This window comes from Bacillus sp. ISL-77 (assembly GCF_018613105.1).
On record NZ_JAGGQY010000027.1, the window covers coordinates 46,776 to 64,231 of the forward strand.

11 protein-coding genes are annotated in these 17,456 nt (G+C 39.9%); 2 read left to right on the forward strand and 9 right to left on the reverse strand.

Features of this window, described 5'->3' with window-relative positions:
• Window positions 1-2: 2 nt before the first annotated feature.
• From mglA to J7E77_RS10825, 6 genes are all read right to left on the reverse strand, one after another.
• A complete protein-coding gene (gene mglA / locus J7E77_RS10800) occupies window positions 3-1,508 on the reverse strand; it encodes a galactose/methyl galactoside ABC transporter ATP-binding protein MglA (RefSeq protein ID WP_214714175.1) in 1,506 nt (501 codons plus the stop codon).
• A 210-nt stretch (window positions 1,509-1,718) separates the two neighbouring features.
• Window positions 1,719-2,780 carry a galactose/glucose ABC transporter substrate-binding protein MglB gene (gene mglB, locus J7E77_RS10805; RefSeq protein WP_168241724.1) on the reverse strand — a complete coding sequence of 354 codons (1,062 nt, stop codon included), beginning with the start codon at window positions 2,778-2,780 and terminating at the stop codon, window positions 1,719-1,721.
• 234 nt (window positions 2,781-3,014) lie between these two features.
• Window positions 3,015-4,601: a response regulator gene (locus J7E77_RS10810; RefSeq protein ID WP_214714177.1), complete on the reverse strand. Its 1,587-nt coding sequence runs from the start codon at window positions 4,599-4,601 to the stop codon at window positions 3,015-3,017.
• On the reverse strand, window positions 4,576-6,060 hold the full coding sequence (locus J7E77_RS10815) for a sensor histidine kinase (RefSeq protein WP_251026972.1): 1,485 nt from the start codon (window positions 6,058-6,060) through the stop codon (window positions 4,576-4,578). Before J7E77_RS10815 ends, J7E77_RS10810 begins: the two co-directional genes overlap by 26 nt.
• The gene (locus J7E77_RS10820; RefSeq protein WP_214714179.1) at window positions 6,057-7,055 is read right to left on the reverse strand and encodes a sugar-binding protein; all 999 of its coding nucleotides are present in this window, start codon (window positions 7,053-7,055) and stop codon (window positions 6,057-6,059) included. Before J7E77_RS10820 ends, J7E77_RS10815 begins: the two co-directional genes overlap by 4 nt.
• A gap of 192 nt (window positions 7,056-7,247) precedes the next feature.
• Window positions 7,248-9,644: a beta-glucosidase gene (locus tag J7E77_RS10825; RefSeq protein WP_251026971.1), complete on the reverse strand. Its 2,397-nt coding sequence runs from the start codon at window positions 9,642-9,644 to the stop codon at window positions 7,248-7,250.
• Window positions 9,645-10,055: 411 nt separating this feature from the next.
• Here J7E77_RS10825 and J7E77_RS10830 point away from each other — a divergent pair, with 411 nt between their 5' ends.
• Window positions 10,056-12,410, forward strand: a complete 2,355-nt coding sequence (locus J7E77_RS10830) for a glycoside hydrolase family 3 C-terminal domain-containing protein (protein WP_214714181.1) — start codon at window positions 10,056-10,058, stop codon at window positions 12,408-12,410.
• A gap of 43 nt (window positions 12,411-12,453) precedes the next feature.
• Window positions 12,454-13,767: a prolyl oligopeptidase family serine peptidase gene (locus tag J7E77_RS10835; protein ID WP_214714183.1), complete on the forward strand. Its 1,314-nt coding sequence runs from the start codon at window positions 12,454-12,456 to the stop codon at window positions 13,765-13,767.
• 54 nt (window positions 13,768-13,821) lie between these two features.
• Here J7E77_RS10835 and J7E77_RS10840 read toward each other — a convergent pair whose 3' ends face one another.
• The 3 genes from J7E77_RS10840 to galT form a co-directional block, all read right to left on the reverse strand.
• Complete coding sequence (locus J7E77_RS10840; protein WP_214714185.1) at window positions 13,822-14,811, reverse strand: LacI family DNA-binding transcriptional regulator; 990 nt, start codon at window positions 14,809-14,811, stop codon at window positions 13,822-13,824.
• A gap of 3 nt (window positions 14,812-14,814) precedes the next feature.
• Window positions 14,815-15,873, reverse strand: coding sequence for an aldose epimerase family protein (locus J7E77_RS10845; protein ID WP_214714187.1), 1,059 nt, complete (start codon window positions 15,871-15,873; stop codon window positions 14,815-14,817).
• Between the two features lie 92 nt (window positions 15,874-15,965).
• Window positions 15,966-17,450, reverse strand: a complete 1,485-nt coding sequence (galT, locus tag J7E77_RS10850; RefSeq protein ID WP_214714189.1) for a UDP-glucose--hexose-1-phosphate uridylyltransferase — start codon at window positions 17,448-17,450, stop codon at window positions 15,966-15,968.
• Window positions 17,451-17,456: the final 6 nt, after the last annotated feature.

Below are 17,456 nucleotides of genomic sequence, written 5' to 3' on the forward strand. Positions count from 1 at the left end.
TCCTAGTACAAAGCTGCTAATTGCATAATTTCTTCTTGAGATGTTTTGGCAGTCTCCACAATTCCAGCTGCTTTTCCATTACTCATGACTAAAATTCGGTCTGTTACACCCAAAAGCTCAGGCATTTCGGAAGAAATCATGATAATTCCTTTTCCTTCCGCAGCTAATTGGTTAATGAGCTGATAAATTTCAAACTTTGCCCCGACATCAATACCCCTAGTTGGTTCATCTAGCAATAAAATATCTGGTTTTGTTAGCAGCCAACGGCCAATAATTACCTTCTGTTGGTTACCACCTGATAGACTTCCAATCGATGTCTTTTGAGAAGGTGTCTTTACCTTCATGGAGTCAATTACCCACTGGGTATCATCGGCGACTTTGCGGTCAGATAAGAATCCGCTTTTTGTTTTATATTGCTTCATGTTAGAAATGATCGAGTTAAAGCTAATGCTTAGTTCTGGGAAAATACCGGTTGATCTTCTTTCCTCCGTCACAAGGGCAAAGCCATTTTTGATGGCTTGCTGCGGTGAATGGTTTTTAACTACCTTACCATTTAATTCAATCGTTCCTGATGTTAGCGCCCTCATTCCAAATAATGCTTCCACCACCTCGGTACGTTTCGAGCCAACCAATCCGGCAATACCTAAGATTTCGCCTTTTCTTAACTCGAAGCCGACATTAGAAAAAGAAGGCCGTGTTTCTGCAGTCAAATCAGATACTTTCAATATTAATTCACCTGGTTTGTTTATTTTTTCAGGGAACCGTTGTGAAAGGTCACGTCCTACCATCAATTTAATAATTTCATCGGTTGTTAGGTCCTTCGAACTTTTTGTTGCTATATACTGACCATCACGCATGATCGTTACTTCGTCAGAAATCTTTAAGATTTCCTCCATTTTGTGTGAAATATAGATAATCGCAACGTTCTCACTTTGAAGCCTTTTGATGATTCTGAACAGATGATTTACTTCCGTCTCTGTTAGAGAGGAGGTTGGTTCGTCCATTACTATAATTTTAGAATGATAGGAAACAGCTTTTGCAATTTCCACCATCTGCATTTCGGAAACAGAAAGCGTGCTCACCTTACTGCGTGGATTAATACTGATATCAAGACTTTTAAAAATAGCCGCTGTATCTTCGTACATTTTCTTTTCATCGATGAAAATGCCCTTTTTCGGATAACGCCCCAGCCAAATATTGTCCATAACATTCTGTTGACGTACCTGATTTAGTTCTTGGTGTACCATGGAAACTCCGTTTTCGAGGGCTTGCTTCGAATTGGCAAAGGAAACTTCTTTCCCACCAAAGAGAATTTTGCCTTCATCCATCGAATAAATGCCGAATAAGCATTTCATTAACGTCGATTTTCCTGCACCGTTTTCGCCCATTAAGGCATGCACCGATCCAGGCTTTACTTTTAGGGAAACATTGTCTAAAGCAAGTACCCCTGGGAACCTTTTGGTTATATTAAGCATTTCTAGTAAATTAGTAGAACTTGATTCTGACATGAGCGAACCTCCTCTGAAACCATTTAAAAAAGGATGAGAGCTCCATAGGATGCTTCTCAAACTTTTAAAGAGAGTAATAATTTTTTTGCGGTATCCAGCTCCAAATATTTGGAGTCTTACTCCGAACGAAAGAAAAGCGACCTCTTTTCCTTCGTTCGAAGAGCGCCTAAGGGCTGATTCCAGCCCCTGGACAAGGCGCTTCTGCTTTTCTTACTTATAAGCGTCTCTACCAACTTGGATATTATCTTTTGTTACTTCAATGTAAGGAACACGAACTGCTTTATTATCGTCTAGCTTCCACTCAGTTCCGTCTAATACATCTTTGCCATTTGCTGCATTTGCTGCTAGCTGAATAGTGGCGCTACCTTGGTTTTTCGCATCATTTAAGATTGAACCAACCATTTTACCATTTTCAATCATTTCAAGTGCTTCTGGAATCGCGTCAACACCTACAACAGGCATGAACTTGTCTCCGGAGAAGTAGCCTGCTTTTTCAAGAGATGCAATTGCACCTAATGCCATACCATCGTTGTTGGCAATAACGAATTCGATTTTGTCATTGTATTTTGCAAGCCAAGCATCCATTTTTTCAGTTGCTTTCATTGCATCCCACATCGCTGTATCCATAGCTAATTCTTCCACTTGAATCCCTTTTTCTTTGACAGTGTCCACTGCAAATTTTGTACGAGCTTCTGCATCTGGGTGTCCTGGCTCACCTTTTAGTAATACGTATTGAAGCTTGCCATCTTTGTTTTTGTCATATTTATCTTTGTTAGCTTCCCAAGCTTTTGCAATTAGTTCACCTTGAAGTACACCTGATTCAGATGATGTTGTTCCAACATAGTAAGCTTTATCATAGCCTTTTAATACACTTGCATCAGGCTCTTTATTAAAGAAAATAACCGGAAGATCTTTTGCTTTTGCTTTGTCCACAATTGTTTGCGCTGCTTTTGGATCAACCAGGTTAATTGCTAGAGATTTTGCTCCTTTAGCAATTAGGGTATCAACTTGTTCAATCTGTTTTGCTTGGTCGTTTTGCGAGTCATTTAGCATTAGCTTTACTTTATCTTTTGCTGAAGTCTCCATTGCACGGCGAACATAGGACATGAAGTTGTCATCAAATTTGTAAATAGTTGCACCAACTGCTGGAAGACTGTTGTCCTTGCCTTTTCCAGAATCTGTACCGCTTGTTGAATCACTGCATCCTGTTGCTAATAGAATACTAGATGCAACTGTTAAAGATAGAATTAAACCTTTTTTCTTTTTAAACATGTTGTCATTCTCCTTTTACTATTTAGTAAAGACTCTGGTAAGGCAGCAGAACCGCTCCACTTAACCTTGGCGTAAGCCCTTACACTTATGTTAGCATGAGGGCATTCGATTCAATAGGACAAAAGTCTAGCATTAATTTGTGATTACCTAGATTTTTTTGCAAACGCTTTATTTTTTATGTCAAAAAATGAGATCAATCCACTACGACGGATTGATCTCATTAGAGAAATAATATTAACCTACTGTTACTTTGCGAAATTCTGTTGGCGATAAGCCTGTATGCTTTTTAAACACGCGGCTAAAATAGTTTGGATCCTTATAGCCAATCGAATAGCATATTTCCTTCAAGCTTTTTCCTGGGTCAACCATTTCAGCCTTGGCATGCTGGATTCTTATTTCCGTCACATAATCAATAAAGGTCATCCCAAAACGATCTTTAAATAATTTGCTAAAATAATAGGGACTAAGCTCCACATATTCTGCCACTAATTCCAATGTAATCGAAGCAGCATAATGGTTTTCGATATATTCCTTTGCCTTATGGAGCATGCCCTTAGCGTGATTGTTTCGCCACACCTGGACATGATGAACGACGGCTAATAAATGGGCCTTTCCTTTTTCAAAAATTGCCATAATATCCTCAGACTCTTCCACTGTAGGTGTTCGTTCATAGCTTATACCTAAATCATGGAGCATTCGGGAAACGAGAATAAACAATTCATCAAATGACTTTTTAACTAGTGACCCTTTTATTTTCTTATCATCTGCCAGCATCGTTGCAAACGATTCAAAAATGACCAAGACTTGATTGACATCTCCCTGCCGGACAGCTTCTAATAGTTTCTTCTCAATCTCTAACACCCCTGATTGAGAAGGGAGCTCAGTAGATCCTTGTTTAACTGCAAATAAATATTTTCGATTTGGAGTTTTTACAAGGTGATGCAGGGCCGTTAGCGCGTCATGATAGGATTTATTTAGTTCATGTGCATGGTTGTAGGGAAGACCGACTCCAATCCTTAGTTCCGCATCCAAGTATTTCTTTTCAAAAAGACTGTTCAGACCATCGATGACCGCCTGCGCATTGGTTTTAAATTGGACCTTTTCCGTTGTTTTTTTACAGAGGAATAAAACAGGTACCTGTGCGTCAGTTAACGGCCCAACCATCATTTCTTGTTTCATCACGATAGAATTAAGGGTATCCTTAAGCCACAAATACCAGTTCTGTTTTTCAACTGCTGCAAGTTCCGTCATGCCCCGTGGCCGTAGAGAGAAAAGCATGATATATCCTGAAGTAATCTCAACCCCAAGCAGCTGGCCCCATTCATCAAAGGTGATATCCTGAACTTGATTCACTAATACATTCGATACCCATTCTTTTTGGGCGATCGATACCGCACGGTCCAGGTTTACCCGCAAATTTTGCTGCTCTTCCCGCTGTTTACTCTCCTCCAAGATGTCACCAGAAACGCGGTCCAAAGCCGCAAGAATATCTTGTTTTCTGCTGGGTTTTAAGATGTATTCTTTAACCCCCTGCTGCATTACTTCCTTTGCATATTCGAACGTATTAAAGGCGGAAACCATAATAAACCGAATGCCAGGGTCGATTTTTTTTATCGCTTTGACGGCTTGAACACCATCTATTCCCGGCATTTTTATATCCATAAAAATGATATCTGGCCGATGTTCCGTGGCCATTTCAATTGCCTTTCTTCCATTAGGGGCTTCTCCAATGACAATTACGTCCATGGATGAACGGTTAATGATCTTCGTTAATGCCGTCCGCTCCAAGACTTCATCATCCACAATAAGAATTTTCAACAAGGCCTTTTCCCCCTTTGGTAACATCAGGAATCGTAAGTCTAAAATTGGTTCCATGGTCTACTTCTGATTCAATTTCAACAATGTCATTTCTCTGATAAAAGAGCTGCAGCCTTCTTACCACATTTTTCACACCAATACCCGTTGACTGACCTTTTGATTTTTCAGCTTCGTATCTTTCTTCTGGTTCGATACATTCTACATATTTGAGCAATCTATTCTTGGTGGTATCTTCCATTCCCGTACCGTTATCAATGACTTCGACGTAAATCTGATGATTATGCCTGTATATATGAAGACGGATGATCCCATTTTCTTCGTAGGATTCAACCCCATGCATGAATGCATTCTCAATTAATGGCTGTAAGATTAAACTAGGGATTTCAATATCTAAACAATCATCCTCGATGTCGGTCACAAATTGAATCCGTTCCCCAAAACGTGTTTGTTGGATATAAAAATACTCTTGAACAATTCTCACTTCTTCTCTTAGCGTTGAGGCCTTGTCGAAATCACTCAAGTTATATCTTAGTATGGCAGCAACAGCTTCTATTAATCTTGTAGTCTGTTCCGCTTCTTCCAAATAGGCCATTTTTGAAACCGCATTCAATGTATTGAATAGGAAATGAGGATTGATTTGATTTTGGAGACTCTTTAACTCCAATTCTTTTAATAACTTATCCAACTCCCCTTGTTGTTTGATTTCCGTTACGAGCTGTCTAAGGTTCGTACGCATTTGGTTAAAGGTTTCTGTTAATGGCTTAAGTTCGTCCTTTGTGGTAATTTTTATATCCTCACCTGCTAAGTTTCCAATTGAAATCTCCTTAGCTGCATGTGATAACAATCTAATTGGCTTCGTAATACCGCCGGAAATCCATAATGCTAACAAAGTGCTTAGAAAAAAAGCAGCCGCAAAAAGGGAAATCGACATGAGCTTATAATAATGGTTTTGCTTCTCCATTTGATCATATAATTTTTGATAGTCCGTCAGTTTATTATTTAATAGTGCAAGAGTGCTTTCTTGAAGAAATGAGTTTATTTTCAATACTTCATTAAAATGACCCGAATATTGATTAATCTCGTCCTGCTTAAATGCACCAACAGTGGCATCCCCTTCATCCAAAAAACTATCAATCATATTTTTATAATTTGTAAGCGTAATCTCATTCGTATTGATTACTTTATAAAGCCTCTTTTGGTCCTTAATAAGCTTTAGCTTTTCTTTTCGATAGTCTTTTAGGTAGGATTCATCCTTATCTAAAATATACCCATGAAGCTTTTCCGTAAGTAAATTGGATCTTTGCGAAATATCATTTAGCAAAAGAAATCGTTCAAAGCTGTCATCATATTCCGTCACCAGCTTTTCACTACTGTTATAAAAAAAGAACCCGACCGAAGTTAACAAAACTACAAGGACAATGAAATAAAGCAGCAATTTTGATCTAATCCGAAATAACATCATTCATGCTCCCCCATTCTGCCATTATTCACGGATAAATCGCTTATTCTCAAAATTCGAGTATCCGTATGGACAATAGGCGAAACCTTTTTCCCCTCAATTAGATCAATCATCATTTTTACTGCCCCATAACCCATTTGAAATGGTTCCTGGACAACGGTTGCCTTAATGGTTCCCTTTCTTATCAACTTAAGCGTTTCCGGTAGTGTATCAAAGCCAATAATATAAATTTGATTCTGTTTTTTATATTTTTCGACCACTTGGGCAATTTCGATGCCATCCAAGGCACTTGTCCCAAAGAACGCGTTGACCTCAGGGTGATCCTGCAAAATTTGGTTGGCTTTTTCCGCTGCTTTCACTCTGCTAATCTCTGACTCTTCCACAGCAATGATATGGATTCCTTTTTCTGCTTTAACAGCATCCTGAAATCCCTTAACTCGCTGCTGCATATGATTCGCATAAAAGCTCCCCGTAATAATCGCTACATTGGCATTACCCTTTGTATCCGCTATCAAAGCTTTCCCTGCTAAAAAGCCGGAATAATAATTATCCGTTCCAATATAGGCCAGCCTTTTACTGTTCGAGGTGTCCGTATCGACCGTGATAACAGGGATTCCCTTCGCTACGACCCGATTAATAAGCGGAGTAAATTGTTCGTCACTCAATCCCTGTGTAATGATCCCATCAACTTTTGAAGCAGCTGACATTTCAATTGTTTTTACATGATCATCAATATTTGCCTGCTTCGGCCCAGCATATTCCAGCTGAACACTATATTTTTCTGCTGCCTTCTTTGCCCCTTTTTCTACAAGCTTCCAATAATCATTATCTAACTCTTCAGGAACAAGAATAAGATGGTAGCTATACTTCTTTACTGCGCTTTCCTCCTTAGGTAAGTGGTGGGTAACGATCTTATATCCGTAAAAGATTGAAAGTGAGCAACTGACAAGAAAAAACAAACTTCCAACTGTATAGGCAACGATGGATAACTTGCTCATATAACATCCCCAATCCCAAAGCATAGTTAAGCCTATTATACGGAACTTAGCAATAATCGACAATCTCCCAAAAAATGAAAATGTTTTGATTACCATTTCAAACGGAACCTCATTTTTAACCACTTTTACCAATAAAAAAACAGCCTTCATTCACTTTCAATGAGGGCTGTTCACCAATGTCTTTTTTAGGATTTATTTGGTAAGCGGTTCAAAATCAACTATAGGTGCCAATGCCTCGTTAACCTTTTCAACAACCATATCGTGGTCTACCGTAAACGTTGCTGTTCCTTTAATGTCTTCTGAGGATGCCCCAACTTTTACTGTATATGTGCCTTTTTCAAGAACCCATGCATTTTTCTCTTCATCGAAGGAGGCAAGGTCTTTGGCATTTAAATCGAATTGAAGCAGCTCACGTTGATGCGGCTTAAGTTCTTTTGTTTTACCAAAGGCCTTTAGTTCAACAGCAGGTTTCTCAAGCTTTCCATCTGGGGCGGAAACATAAACTTGGACGACCTCTCTTCCAGGGAGCTTGCCCGTATTTTCCACCATAGTAGATACCTTAAGCTTGTCCTTAAATTTCTTGCCTTCGCTGATATTTACATGGCTAAGGTTGAAGCTTGTATAGGACAATCCATAACCAAATTCATAAGCTGGCTTCACATTGAACGTGGTATTGTAGCGATAGCCGACATAAATGTCCTCGTTATAGACCACTTGTGTTGGATTCTGCACAGGTGTACCAGGGAAGCTATTTGCCGATGCAACATCGCTGTATTTTACAGGGAAGGTAGTTGGCAGTTTTCCGGACGGATTGACTTTACCGGAAATAACATCAGCTACAGCATAACCTGCTTCTTGGCCTGGCTGCCATGCTAATAGAATAGAGTCAACCTTATCTCGCCAGCTTGCTACCTCGATAGGTCCGCCAATATTCAAAATAACAGCTACTTTTTTACCCTGCTTATGGTATTCTGCTGATACTTTCGCAATCATGTCTTGTTCTGCATCGCTTAATAGGTAATCTCCTTTTACCACTTTACGGTCCGCACCTTCTCCTGAATTTCGGCCAATAACGATGATGCCGATATCCGATTCTTTGGAAGCAGCGGCAATTTCGTTATCTGCTAGAGGCTTTTCAGGAATGGCAGGGATTAACTTGCCAAAATCCTCACCCCATGGACTTGGTGTAATTTTATAGTCCTCCTGCGAGCGCAATCCATCAATATATGTCTTATATTCCTGGAATTCGGTTTGATTTAATTGGTATCCAGCACTCTTTAAGCCATCTGCAATCGAGGTAGTGTAAGCAGCATTAACATCACCGCTTCCTGTTCCACCTTTAACCGTTTCGATTTGTGTATTGCCAAATAAAGTGACCTTTTGATCTTTGCTGATTGGCAACGGCATTTTGTTGTTCTTTAAAAGAACCATCCCTTCCGCAGCTGCTTTGCGGGCTGTTTGTGCATGAGCAGCTAAATCAGGCTTGTCTGAGTTTTGGTACTTTTTAAACTCAGGTGTTTGGATGACGATCTGGAGAATGTTCTTAATATTTCGGTCAAGTACTTTTTCGTCCAAATTACCACCTTCAACAGCTGCTTTAATTAAATTGGATTGGGACGACGCACCCGGCATAATCATGTCATTGCCAGCCTTCATTTGTTCTACTGGATTATCCCCGCCAAACCAGTCTGTCATGACAAACCCTGTGTACCCCCAGTCCTTACGCAAAACAGTTGTTAACAAGTCAGCATTTTGGGAAGTGTATGTTCCATTAAGTTTGTTATAGGAACTCATAACGGACCATGGATGGGATTCCTTAACAGCAATTTCAAAGCCTTTTAGATAAATTTCCCTTAATGCTCGTTCAGAAACAACGGTATCAATGCTATTCCGGTTTGTTTCCTGGTTATTAGCAGCAAAGTGCTTGATTGTTGCGCCAACACCGTTCGATTGTACCCCATTAACCATTGCCGCAGTTATTTTTCCTGCAATTAAAGGATCCTCTGAATAGTATTCGAAGTTTCGTCCATTCAATGGATTACGGTGGATATTGAGTGCCGGTGCTAATAAAAGGTCAACTCCATATTCTTTCACTTCATTTCCCTGAGCTTTACCTACTGCTTCTGCTGTTGCAGGATCCCAAGTGGATGCCAGCGCCGTCGCAATCGGGAAAGCAGTTGCATAATATGTTTGAGTTTGTCCAGGCCTTGTTGGACGAATCCGTAGTCCTGCCGGGCCGTCGGCAAAACGCAGTTCAGGGATCCCTAACCGAGGTATTCCAAAAGTACCGCCTACCGCTCCAGTTAACTCAAATGGAGGTGTCCCTCCAAAACCAGGCATTCCTACCCCGACAACAATTTTAGCTTTTTCCTCTAAGGTCATCGCTTGAATAACACTATTAATAGATGCTGCGTCTGTTAAGTAAGGTGCTGTTTTCTGTACTGTAGTAGTTTGGTTTTGTTGTACGGTTGATGGATCTTGACTCTGAGCGGATGCAATGTCAAAGGTGAGTCCTGAGAGAAGTAATGAAGATGTAAGAGTAATGGCTAGTAATTTTGACTTTTTCTTCTTCTTTAGTCTTTTTAACATAATTCTAATTCCCCCATCAAATTAGTCTGAACTTTTTACAATTGTTAATTTAAACGCTTTCATTGTTAGTTTAACTTAAGTGAAGTTTCAGACTATTAACAATCTTCTGGATTATATTGCGAATATCTTCACTATTTTGTTTTAGTTAAAAGACATTAAGAATCGATAAAAGAGTTTAAACGGATTTCCTTTACAGTTTTAATTAACCTATATCTTAAGTCCTGTCGGATAATGTCTAAGAAATATGTATAATTCCTCTTGAATATTTAATAATTTATTGAATTTTCAGTCTACAACAAATTAATCTAGTAAATCACAATTTAATGCTACCTCTTGTAACTTATCGGATTACACTTCACATGTTAACCTCTTGGATGTAAGGGTTTTCATCCGAAAAAGGGGTTGTTAGGTGTGAAGGGTTATTACAAAGTTCTAAGTTCATCCATGTTTAGTCTAATGCTATTGTCATCAGGTTATTCAGCAGTACTAGCAGAAGAACAGCCACCATCGCAAGTTAATGCAGCGGCTGTTGCTACAGACAATAATAGTGTACAAACTGGTGCTGTTCAGGAGCAAACACCGATGTTAGTGGACCAAGCTTCCATTCCAGCAGTTATTCAGGCCATGACGCTGGACGAAAAGGTAGATTTGATTGGAGGATCTGGAGCCGCAGTAACAGGGGCTGCTGGCGGAACCTTTCCTATTCCGCGGCTTGGTATTCCAAAGCTTACTTTTGCCGATGGTCCAGCCGGACTTCGATTTGGATCAACAGCAAATAAGTCGACAACTGGTTTCCCAATTCCCTCGGCATTATCTGCTAGTTTTAATAAGGATTTAATGTACCAGGTTTCTAGTGCGATGGGAAAAGAAACCCTTGATTATGGTGTAGATGTTATATTAGGACCGGCATTGAATATTCACAGAGATCCAAGAGGTGGAAGAAACTTCGAATATTATTCGGAAGATCCATACTTAAGCGGTGAAATGGCAGCTGAGTTTACTAAAGGCGTGCAAGACCAGGGTGTTGGTGTAAGTATGAAGCACTATGCAGCAAATAATCAGGAAACAAACAGACAGTCCGTAAACGAAATCATTTCTGAACGTGCCTTAAGAGAAATTTATTTAGCCGGATTCGAGCGGGTTGTTAAAGAAGCGCACCCATGGACAGTGATGAGTTCCTATAATTCTATTAATGGACCTTTCTCTGCTCATAACTCTTGGCTGTTAAATGATGTTTTAAGAAGTGACTGGGGCTTTAACGGAATGGTCATGACAGACTGGGGCGGCTCAAAAAATAATGGAATTGCTATGTTAAGCGGTGGAAACGACTTGTCCATGCCAAGTTTAAATGCCGCTGGTAAGGCAGCTGTAAAAGCGGCTATTTTAGAAGGATCGCTTCCAGAGGAGAAACTCGATACGGCCATCGAGAATATCCTTACTTTAGTCGTTAAGTCCCCTACATTCAATAAATTAAGTGCCGTTGATAATACGAAACAAAGTGTAAGTGTAGAGCTTGCAGCTGCTAATACAGAACTTACACGGGCCGCTGCACCGGAAGGTATGGTTTTATTAAAAAATGAAAATAAAGCGCTTCCGTTTAATAATAAGGTCAAGAAGGTCGGTATAGTCGGCAACTCCTATACAATGCCTAGCTGTGGATTTGGCACCCCTTCTTCTGCGTGTACGACGGATAACGCCGCTACGAAAATGTTCTTAATGGGAACAGGAAGTGCCTATGTTACTCCAACACATACTGTCCAGCTTCCAGAAGGACTTAAAAATGGAGGGTATACTCCGGTTTATACTAACGCAAGCGGTACAGAAATCAATGAAAATCTGACTTTCGAAGATGCTGAATATATGGCAAACAATTCCGATATAGGCGTGGTAATGATTGCAAGAGGATCTGGGGAAGGTGCAGATGGAAATGCTACTACCTTTGAACCAACTGCAAAAGAGTTAGAACTACTTAAAAAGGTTTCTGCTGCGTATCATGCTGTTAATAAAAAGGTTGTAGTGGTCTTAAATGTTGGGGCACCATTTAACACGGCAGACTGGAAGAACTATGCCGATTCGATTTTATTATCTTGGCAGCCAGGAATGGAAGCAGGGAACGCCCTTACAGATGTTCTTTCCGGCAAAGCAAATCCTTCTGGTAAACTCCCGGCAACATTCCCAGTTCATTTAGAGGATGCGCCAAGTTATGCTAACTTCCCAAGCTCTGATGGCAATCCAAATCTAGTGAAATATAACGAAGATATTTATGTAGGCTACCGCTACTACTCGACATTTAATGTACCAACTGCCTATGAGTTTGGCTATGGACTATCTTATACGACTTTTGATTATAGCGATTTTAAATTAAATAAAGACAACTTATCTAATAAAATCAAAGTCTCGTTTAAAGTGGCAAACTCCGGCTCCTTTGCTGGAAAAGAAGCAACACAACTATATGTAAGTGCTCCAGATGGAAAATTAGAAAAACCAGCCATTGAACTTAAGTCCTTCGCAAAAACTAGAGAGTTAAAGCCTGGGCAGAAAGAAACAGTTAATTTCTTTATAAGTCCAAAAGATATTGCTTCCTTTGATGAAGATACTTCTTCATGGATTTTAGAAAAGGGTTCCTATCAATTCCATGTAGGTTCGTCTTCAAAGGATTTCAGAGGCACCTTAACCTTTAAAGTAGATAAAGACCTAGTTGTTGAAACGGTTAATAACAATGGTCCTGAAGTTCAATTAGATAGGCTATCAAAGTACAATCAATAGAAAGATAGATAGACTTAAAAGGAAAAATGAGGAGGCAAAATAAATGATAAAAAGAATTATGTTCTTACTGATGGCCATTATGATGGCATTTCCTTTCAGCTTAGGGGCACTTGCCAAGGAAGTTAAGACGCAGCAAACCTCTTACCGTACGGTTACAGAGATTGAAGATTGGGGAGCGGCCATTACAAAAGTAATCGTCGATGTAGTCAGACCGATTCCAAAAGACTCCGTAACAACAGATACGTTCAATGTTCATGTTGTTAGAAGTGACAGCAGGTTAAAGACACCATTTCTAGAAGAAGGTGACCGCACCGTTACAAAAGCATATGTTTCGGATAAAGACGGAAACCCTGCAGTTGCAACAGGAAAATACGTGGTATTAGAAATGAAGATTGGACCAACTGTATCTTTAGGTTCCCCGCTCAACTATGATTTTGCTGGAACCCGATTTAATGATTGGATTGATAGCAAATATACGATCACTCAACAAAAAGACATTGTGACTAGCGCTGGAACCATCTCAGGGTTAGTGGTTGACACATTTGCAGGGGAAAAAAGAGAACTTGTCGATGACTTCACTACCGGGAAAGCAACGTTTGATAATACTACATTAACTTACGCAGATTATGCACCAGCAAAAGACAAAGGAAAGAATCCACTAATTATCTGGCTCCACGGCGGCGGTGAAGGGGGAACAGATGCAACCATTCCACTTTCTGCAAATAAAGCTGTAAGTCTTTCTACTGATAAAATTCAATCTTACTTTGGTGGAGCTTATGTTTTAGCACCTCAGGCACCTACTAGATGGATGCATGGTTCTATAACGGGTGGAGCAGATGGAACTTCTATCTATGAAGAAGCTCTTATGGCACTAATTAAAGATTATGTTTCAAAAAATCCTGATATTGATCCAAATAGAATCTACATTGGCGGAGCTTCAAATGGCGGATATATGACAATGTTAATGGTTCGTGATTATCCAGGATACTTTGCAGCCGCTTATCCGGTATGTGAAGGGTTAAATGATACATTGATAACCGATGCTGACATCCAAAAAATTAAAGAAACTCCAATCTGGTTTGTTGCAGCTAAAAATGATACGACATTGCCTCCTGCAATCAACACAGTACCAACCTATGACCGATTAATCCAAGCTGGAGCAAAGAATGTACAATTATCGTTATTTGATGACGTACATGATACTTCAGGCTTATATAACAATGCAGATGGTACACCATATCAATACGCTGGACACTGGTCATGGATTTATGTATACAACAATGAACCTGCAGCATCTATTAATGGCAAAACAACAACAATCATGGAATGGATGGCTGCCCAGTCATTAAATAAATAGATTCCAGCAAATAGTACAGAAGAAACTCACCAAATTTTTTGGTGAGTTTGCTTTTTAAAAACTGCTATTCCTAATGATAAGATCGGTTGCAATGAATATCTTTTTTGCTGTTTTTCTGCCTGCGATTCTCTCCAAAAGGGTGTCAACGGCGGTTTCTCCCATGATTTCGGTATACACCTTAACCGTGCTTAACGCTGGATAGACATATTTGGAGATACTGATGTCATTCACACCGATGATGTTAACCCGTTCTGGAACAGAAATTCCTGCCTCCAGTAAAGCCCGCAATGCCCCAACTGCAATCGAATCATTACCTGCAAAAAAGGCGGTTGGCAGGTTGTCCCCATGTTCATCAATCGCCTTTTTCATCATTGCATGACCATCATCGGCTGAGAAGGTTCCTACATACATAAAAGCTTCATAGGGCATCCCTTTACCTGTTAAATAGCGCTTGAACGCCGATTCCCTTGGGTCTTCTATGATGGAAGTTTTATCTTTAAAAACTTCTCTTCCGCCGATATAGCCGATTTTCTCATGACCCTTCTTCATAAAATGATCAAGTACCTTTATTGTTGCCCTTTCAAAGTCAATGACGATCGAATCAAACCGATCTTCGTCTGGTGAGGTGTCAACAAAGACAATATTTTTGGTTATCTTAAGCAGCTCATTCACTTGCTTCTTGCTAAATTTCCCAATCGCAATCAGCCCTTGAATATCGTCTTCCCTCAAATCCTCATAGTTGTCTTGAAAATATTTGGCCACTTGAATCCCTTGCTGTCGGCATTGGTTTTCAACCCCAAGCCGGATCGACATGTAATACAAATCTTCCAGTTCTTCTTTCTCGGTATACCATTGCAAGAGGGCAATTTTTCCCGACTCCTGCTTGCGAGCTGATTTCTTTTTATACGATAGTTCTTCTGCCACTTCGAAAATTCTTTTCTTGGTTTCATCACTGACAGAAAGTGTTGTATCATAATTCAAAACACGGGATACAGTGGCGATCGATACACCTGCAATTTGTGCAATATCTTTGATGGTAGCCATAAATCAATCTCCTAATGTATTAGCAAAAAATCGAAACACTGTTTTGGAATAGTATACTTCCTCCGGGTTTAAAATGACAGAGGGGAACGCCGGATGATGGATAGCATCAGGAAATCCTTGCGTTTCCAGACAGACACCCAAATAATTTCTTGACCTGACACCTGCTATGGAATAAGGTCCTTCTAATTGATTCCCAGTATAAAGGACGACGCATGGCTGGTCGGTCGAAACAAGCAGCGAACGGCCGCTTTCCTCATCACTAAGCATGATTGTATTTTCACCCTTTTTGGTAAAAACAAGTGGGTGGTCGTAACCATTACCAACAAGCACATTTTGTGGATGAGACGAAACCATCCCAGAGCGTAACCTTCTGCCATGCTTAAAATCAAATGGGGTATTTTTGGTATCAATCATTTTACCAGTAGGGATAAAACCTTCGCCCAGTTCTAAAAACTGATCACTTTCTAATTGGAGAATATGTTCAGAACAATCTCTTTTTACATTTCCACTCAAGTTAAAATACGAGTGATTCGTTAAGTTGACAACCGTTTTTTGATCCGTTTTTCCTTCAAAAGTAATATCGAGTTCATTTTTATTGTTTAGAATATAGGTAACAGTGGTGTCTAGATAACCAGGATAGCCTTCGTCACCGTCTGGACTATGATAAAAAAACTTCAAACCGACTGCATTTTCTTCCTCTATTATTTCGGTTTTCCAAATCACAGAGTTAAAGCCCTTCTTGCCCCCGTGTATATGATTGGGATAATCATTGTCTGCAAGATGGTATTCTTTTCCGTCCAACTCAAAGCTGGCACCATTAATTCTTCCGGCTACTCGTCCCACAACTGCGCCAAAATACGGGGACCATTCTGTGTAATCTTCGAAGTTTTCAAATCCAAGCACTACATTTTCAAAGTTTCCATGACGGTCAGGGACGATGATTTTAGTAATCACACAACCATAATTAAGGCAAGAGACTATCATGCCGTAATCATTGACTAAGGTATACTCTGTAACAGACTCACCCTCGTAACTGCCAAATATTCTATCTACTATTTTCATCGATTTATCACTCCATATTTTTCAGAAGGTATCTAATTTAGTTCTTTTTAAAAAGCTCGGGCAATCAACAAAGTTCTGGGCCTATTATGTTTTTATAACGTACTGATAAACCGCTGGAACCCAGCTGCACCCACTTCATTTCGCTTAAACACACCTGCATCCTCCAAGCACCTTAAAAACTTCTTTCCTACTTCTTCTCTTACCAGACCATCCACATTCGCTTCATTGGCAATAGCTTGATAGCGTGCTTTTAACGCTTCCGCCCAGTCTAAATGATATTCTGCCACCGCCGATGATTGACCTAGGATATAATTTTCCACTTCTCCTAGTTCACCCTTTAACCGTGCTGGTAAAACCGCCAGCCCCATCACTTCAATTAGGCCAATATTTTCCTTCTTAATATGATGTACATCGGCGTGAGGATGGAAAATGCCAAGCGGATGCTCATCACTCTTTCGGTTGTTACGCAGTACCAAATCCAGTTCAAATACATTCCCATTTTTGCGTGCAATGGGTGTAATTGTATTGTGCGGAGTTACTCCAGTCCTCGCCTCAATTCCTAAATCTTCATCACTGTACTTTTTCCATTTGTCTAAAATATGTGAACCGGCTTCAACGAGCGTACTAATTTGATCGGAACGCAGGCGAATAACGGACATAGGCCATTTAACAACCGCACACTCTACTTCCGGATATCCAGCCATTTTAAATGCCCAGTCATCCCCTGCCTTCGCCATCGCAAATTGATAATTCCCGCCTTGATAATGATCATGGGATAAAATCGAGCCCCCTACAATCGGCAGGTCCGCATTAGAGCCGACAAAATAATGTGGAAATTGCTCAACAAAGCTTAACAGCCGTAAGAATGTCGTTGGACTAATAACCATATCGGTATGTTTTTCTGCTAACACGATACAATGCTCGTTGTAATAGACATATGGTGAATACTGCAAGTACCATGTGTTTTCTAATAGATTTACACGAATCATGCGGTGATTGGAGCGGGCAGGGTGCCCGATTCTTCCCGCATATCCCTCATTCTCCACACAAAGCAAGCATTTCGGATAGTCCATTTGCTTCACCGACCGCTCGAGTTCAATACTTTTAGGATCCTTTTCTGGTTTTGATAGATTAATGGTAATATCAAGTTCACCATATTCTGTAGTGGTTTTATATTCAATGTTATTTCGAATTCGCTTCATTTGAATGTAGTTGCTATTTTTACTTAACTCATAAAAATATTGTGTTGCTGCTTTTGGATCCTGTTTATATTTCCCATAAAAAAGCTGATTAACAGCTGATGGCCGGGCGATGAAACAGTTCATAATTTTACTTGAAAAAATCTCTTTTTCATCAAATAATTCTTCAATAATCCCTTGATTGCAGGCATAATCTACAATTAAATCGAGTAAATCAGGGATATCAAAGTTACTTTCCCCTGCTGCGTCCACTTCCTTAAACTCCGTTAGACGGAGAAGTGACAATATTTGATTGCGCGCATAGATTTCATCTTCCCGCTCAATTAATTGAGTGGCTATTGCTTGATTGATTAATTGTTGTATTAGTTGATAAATCATCATATT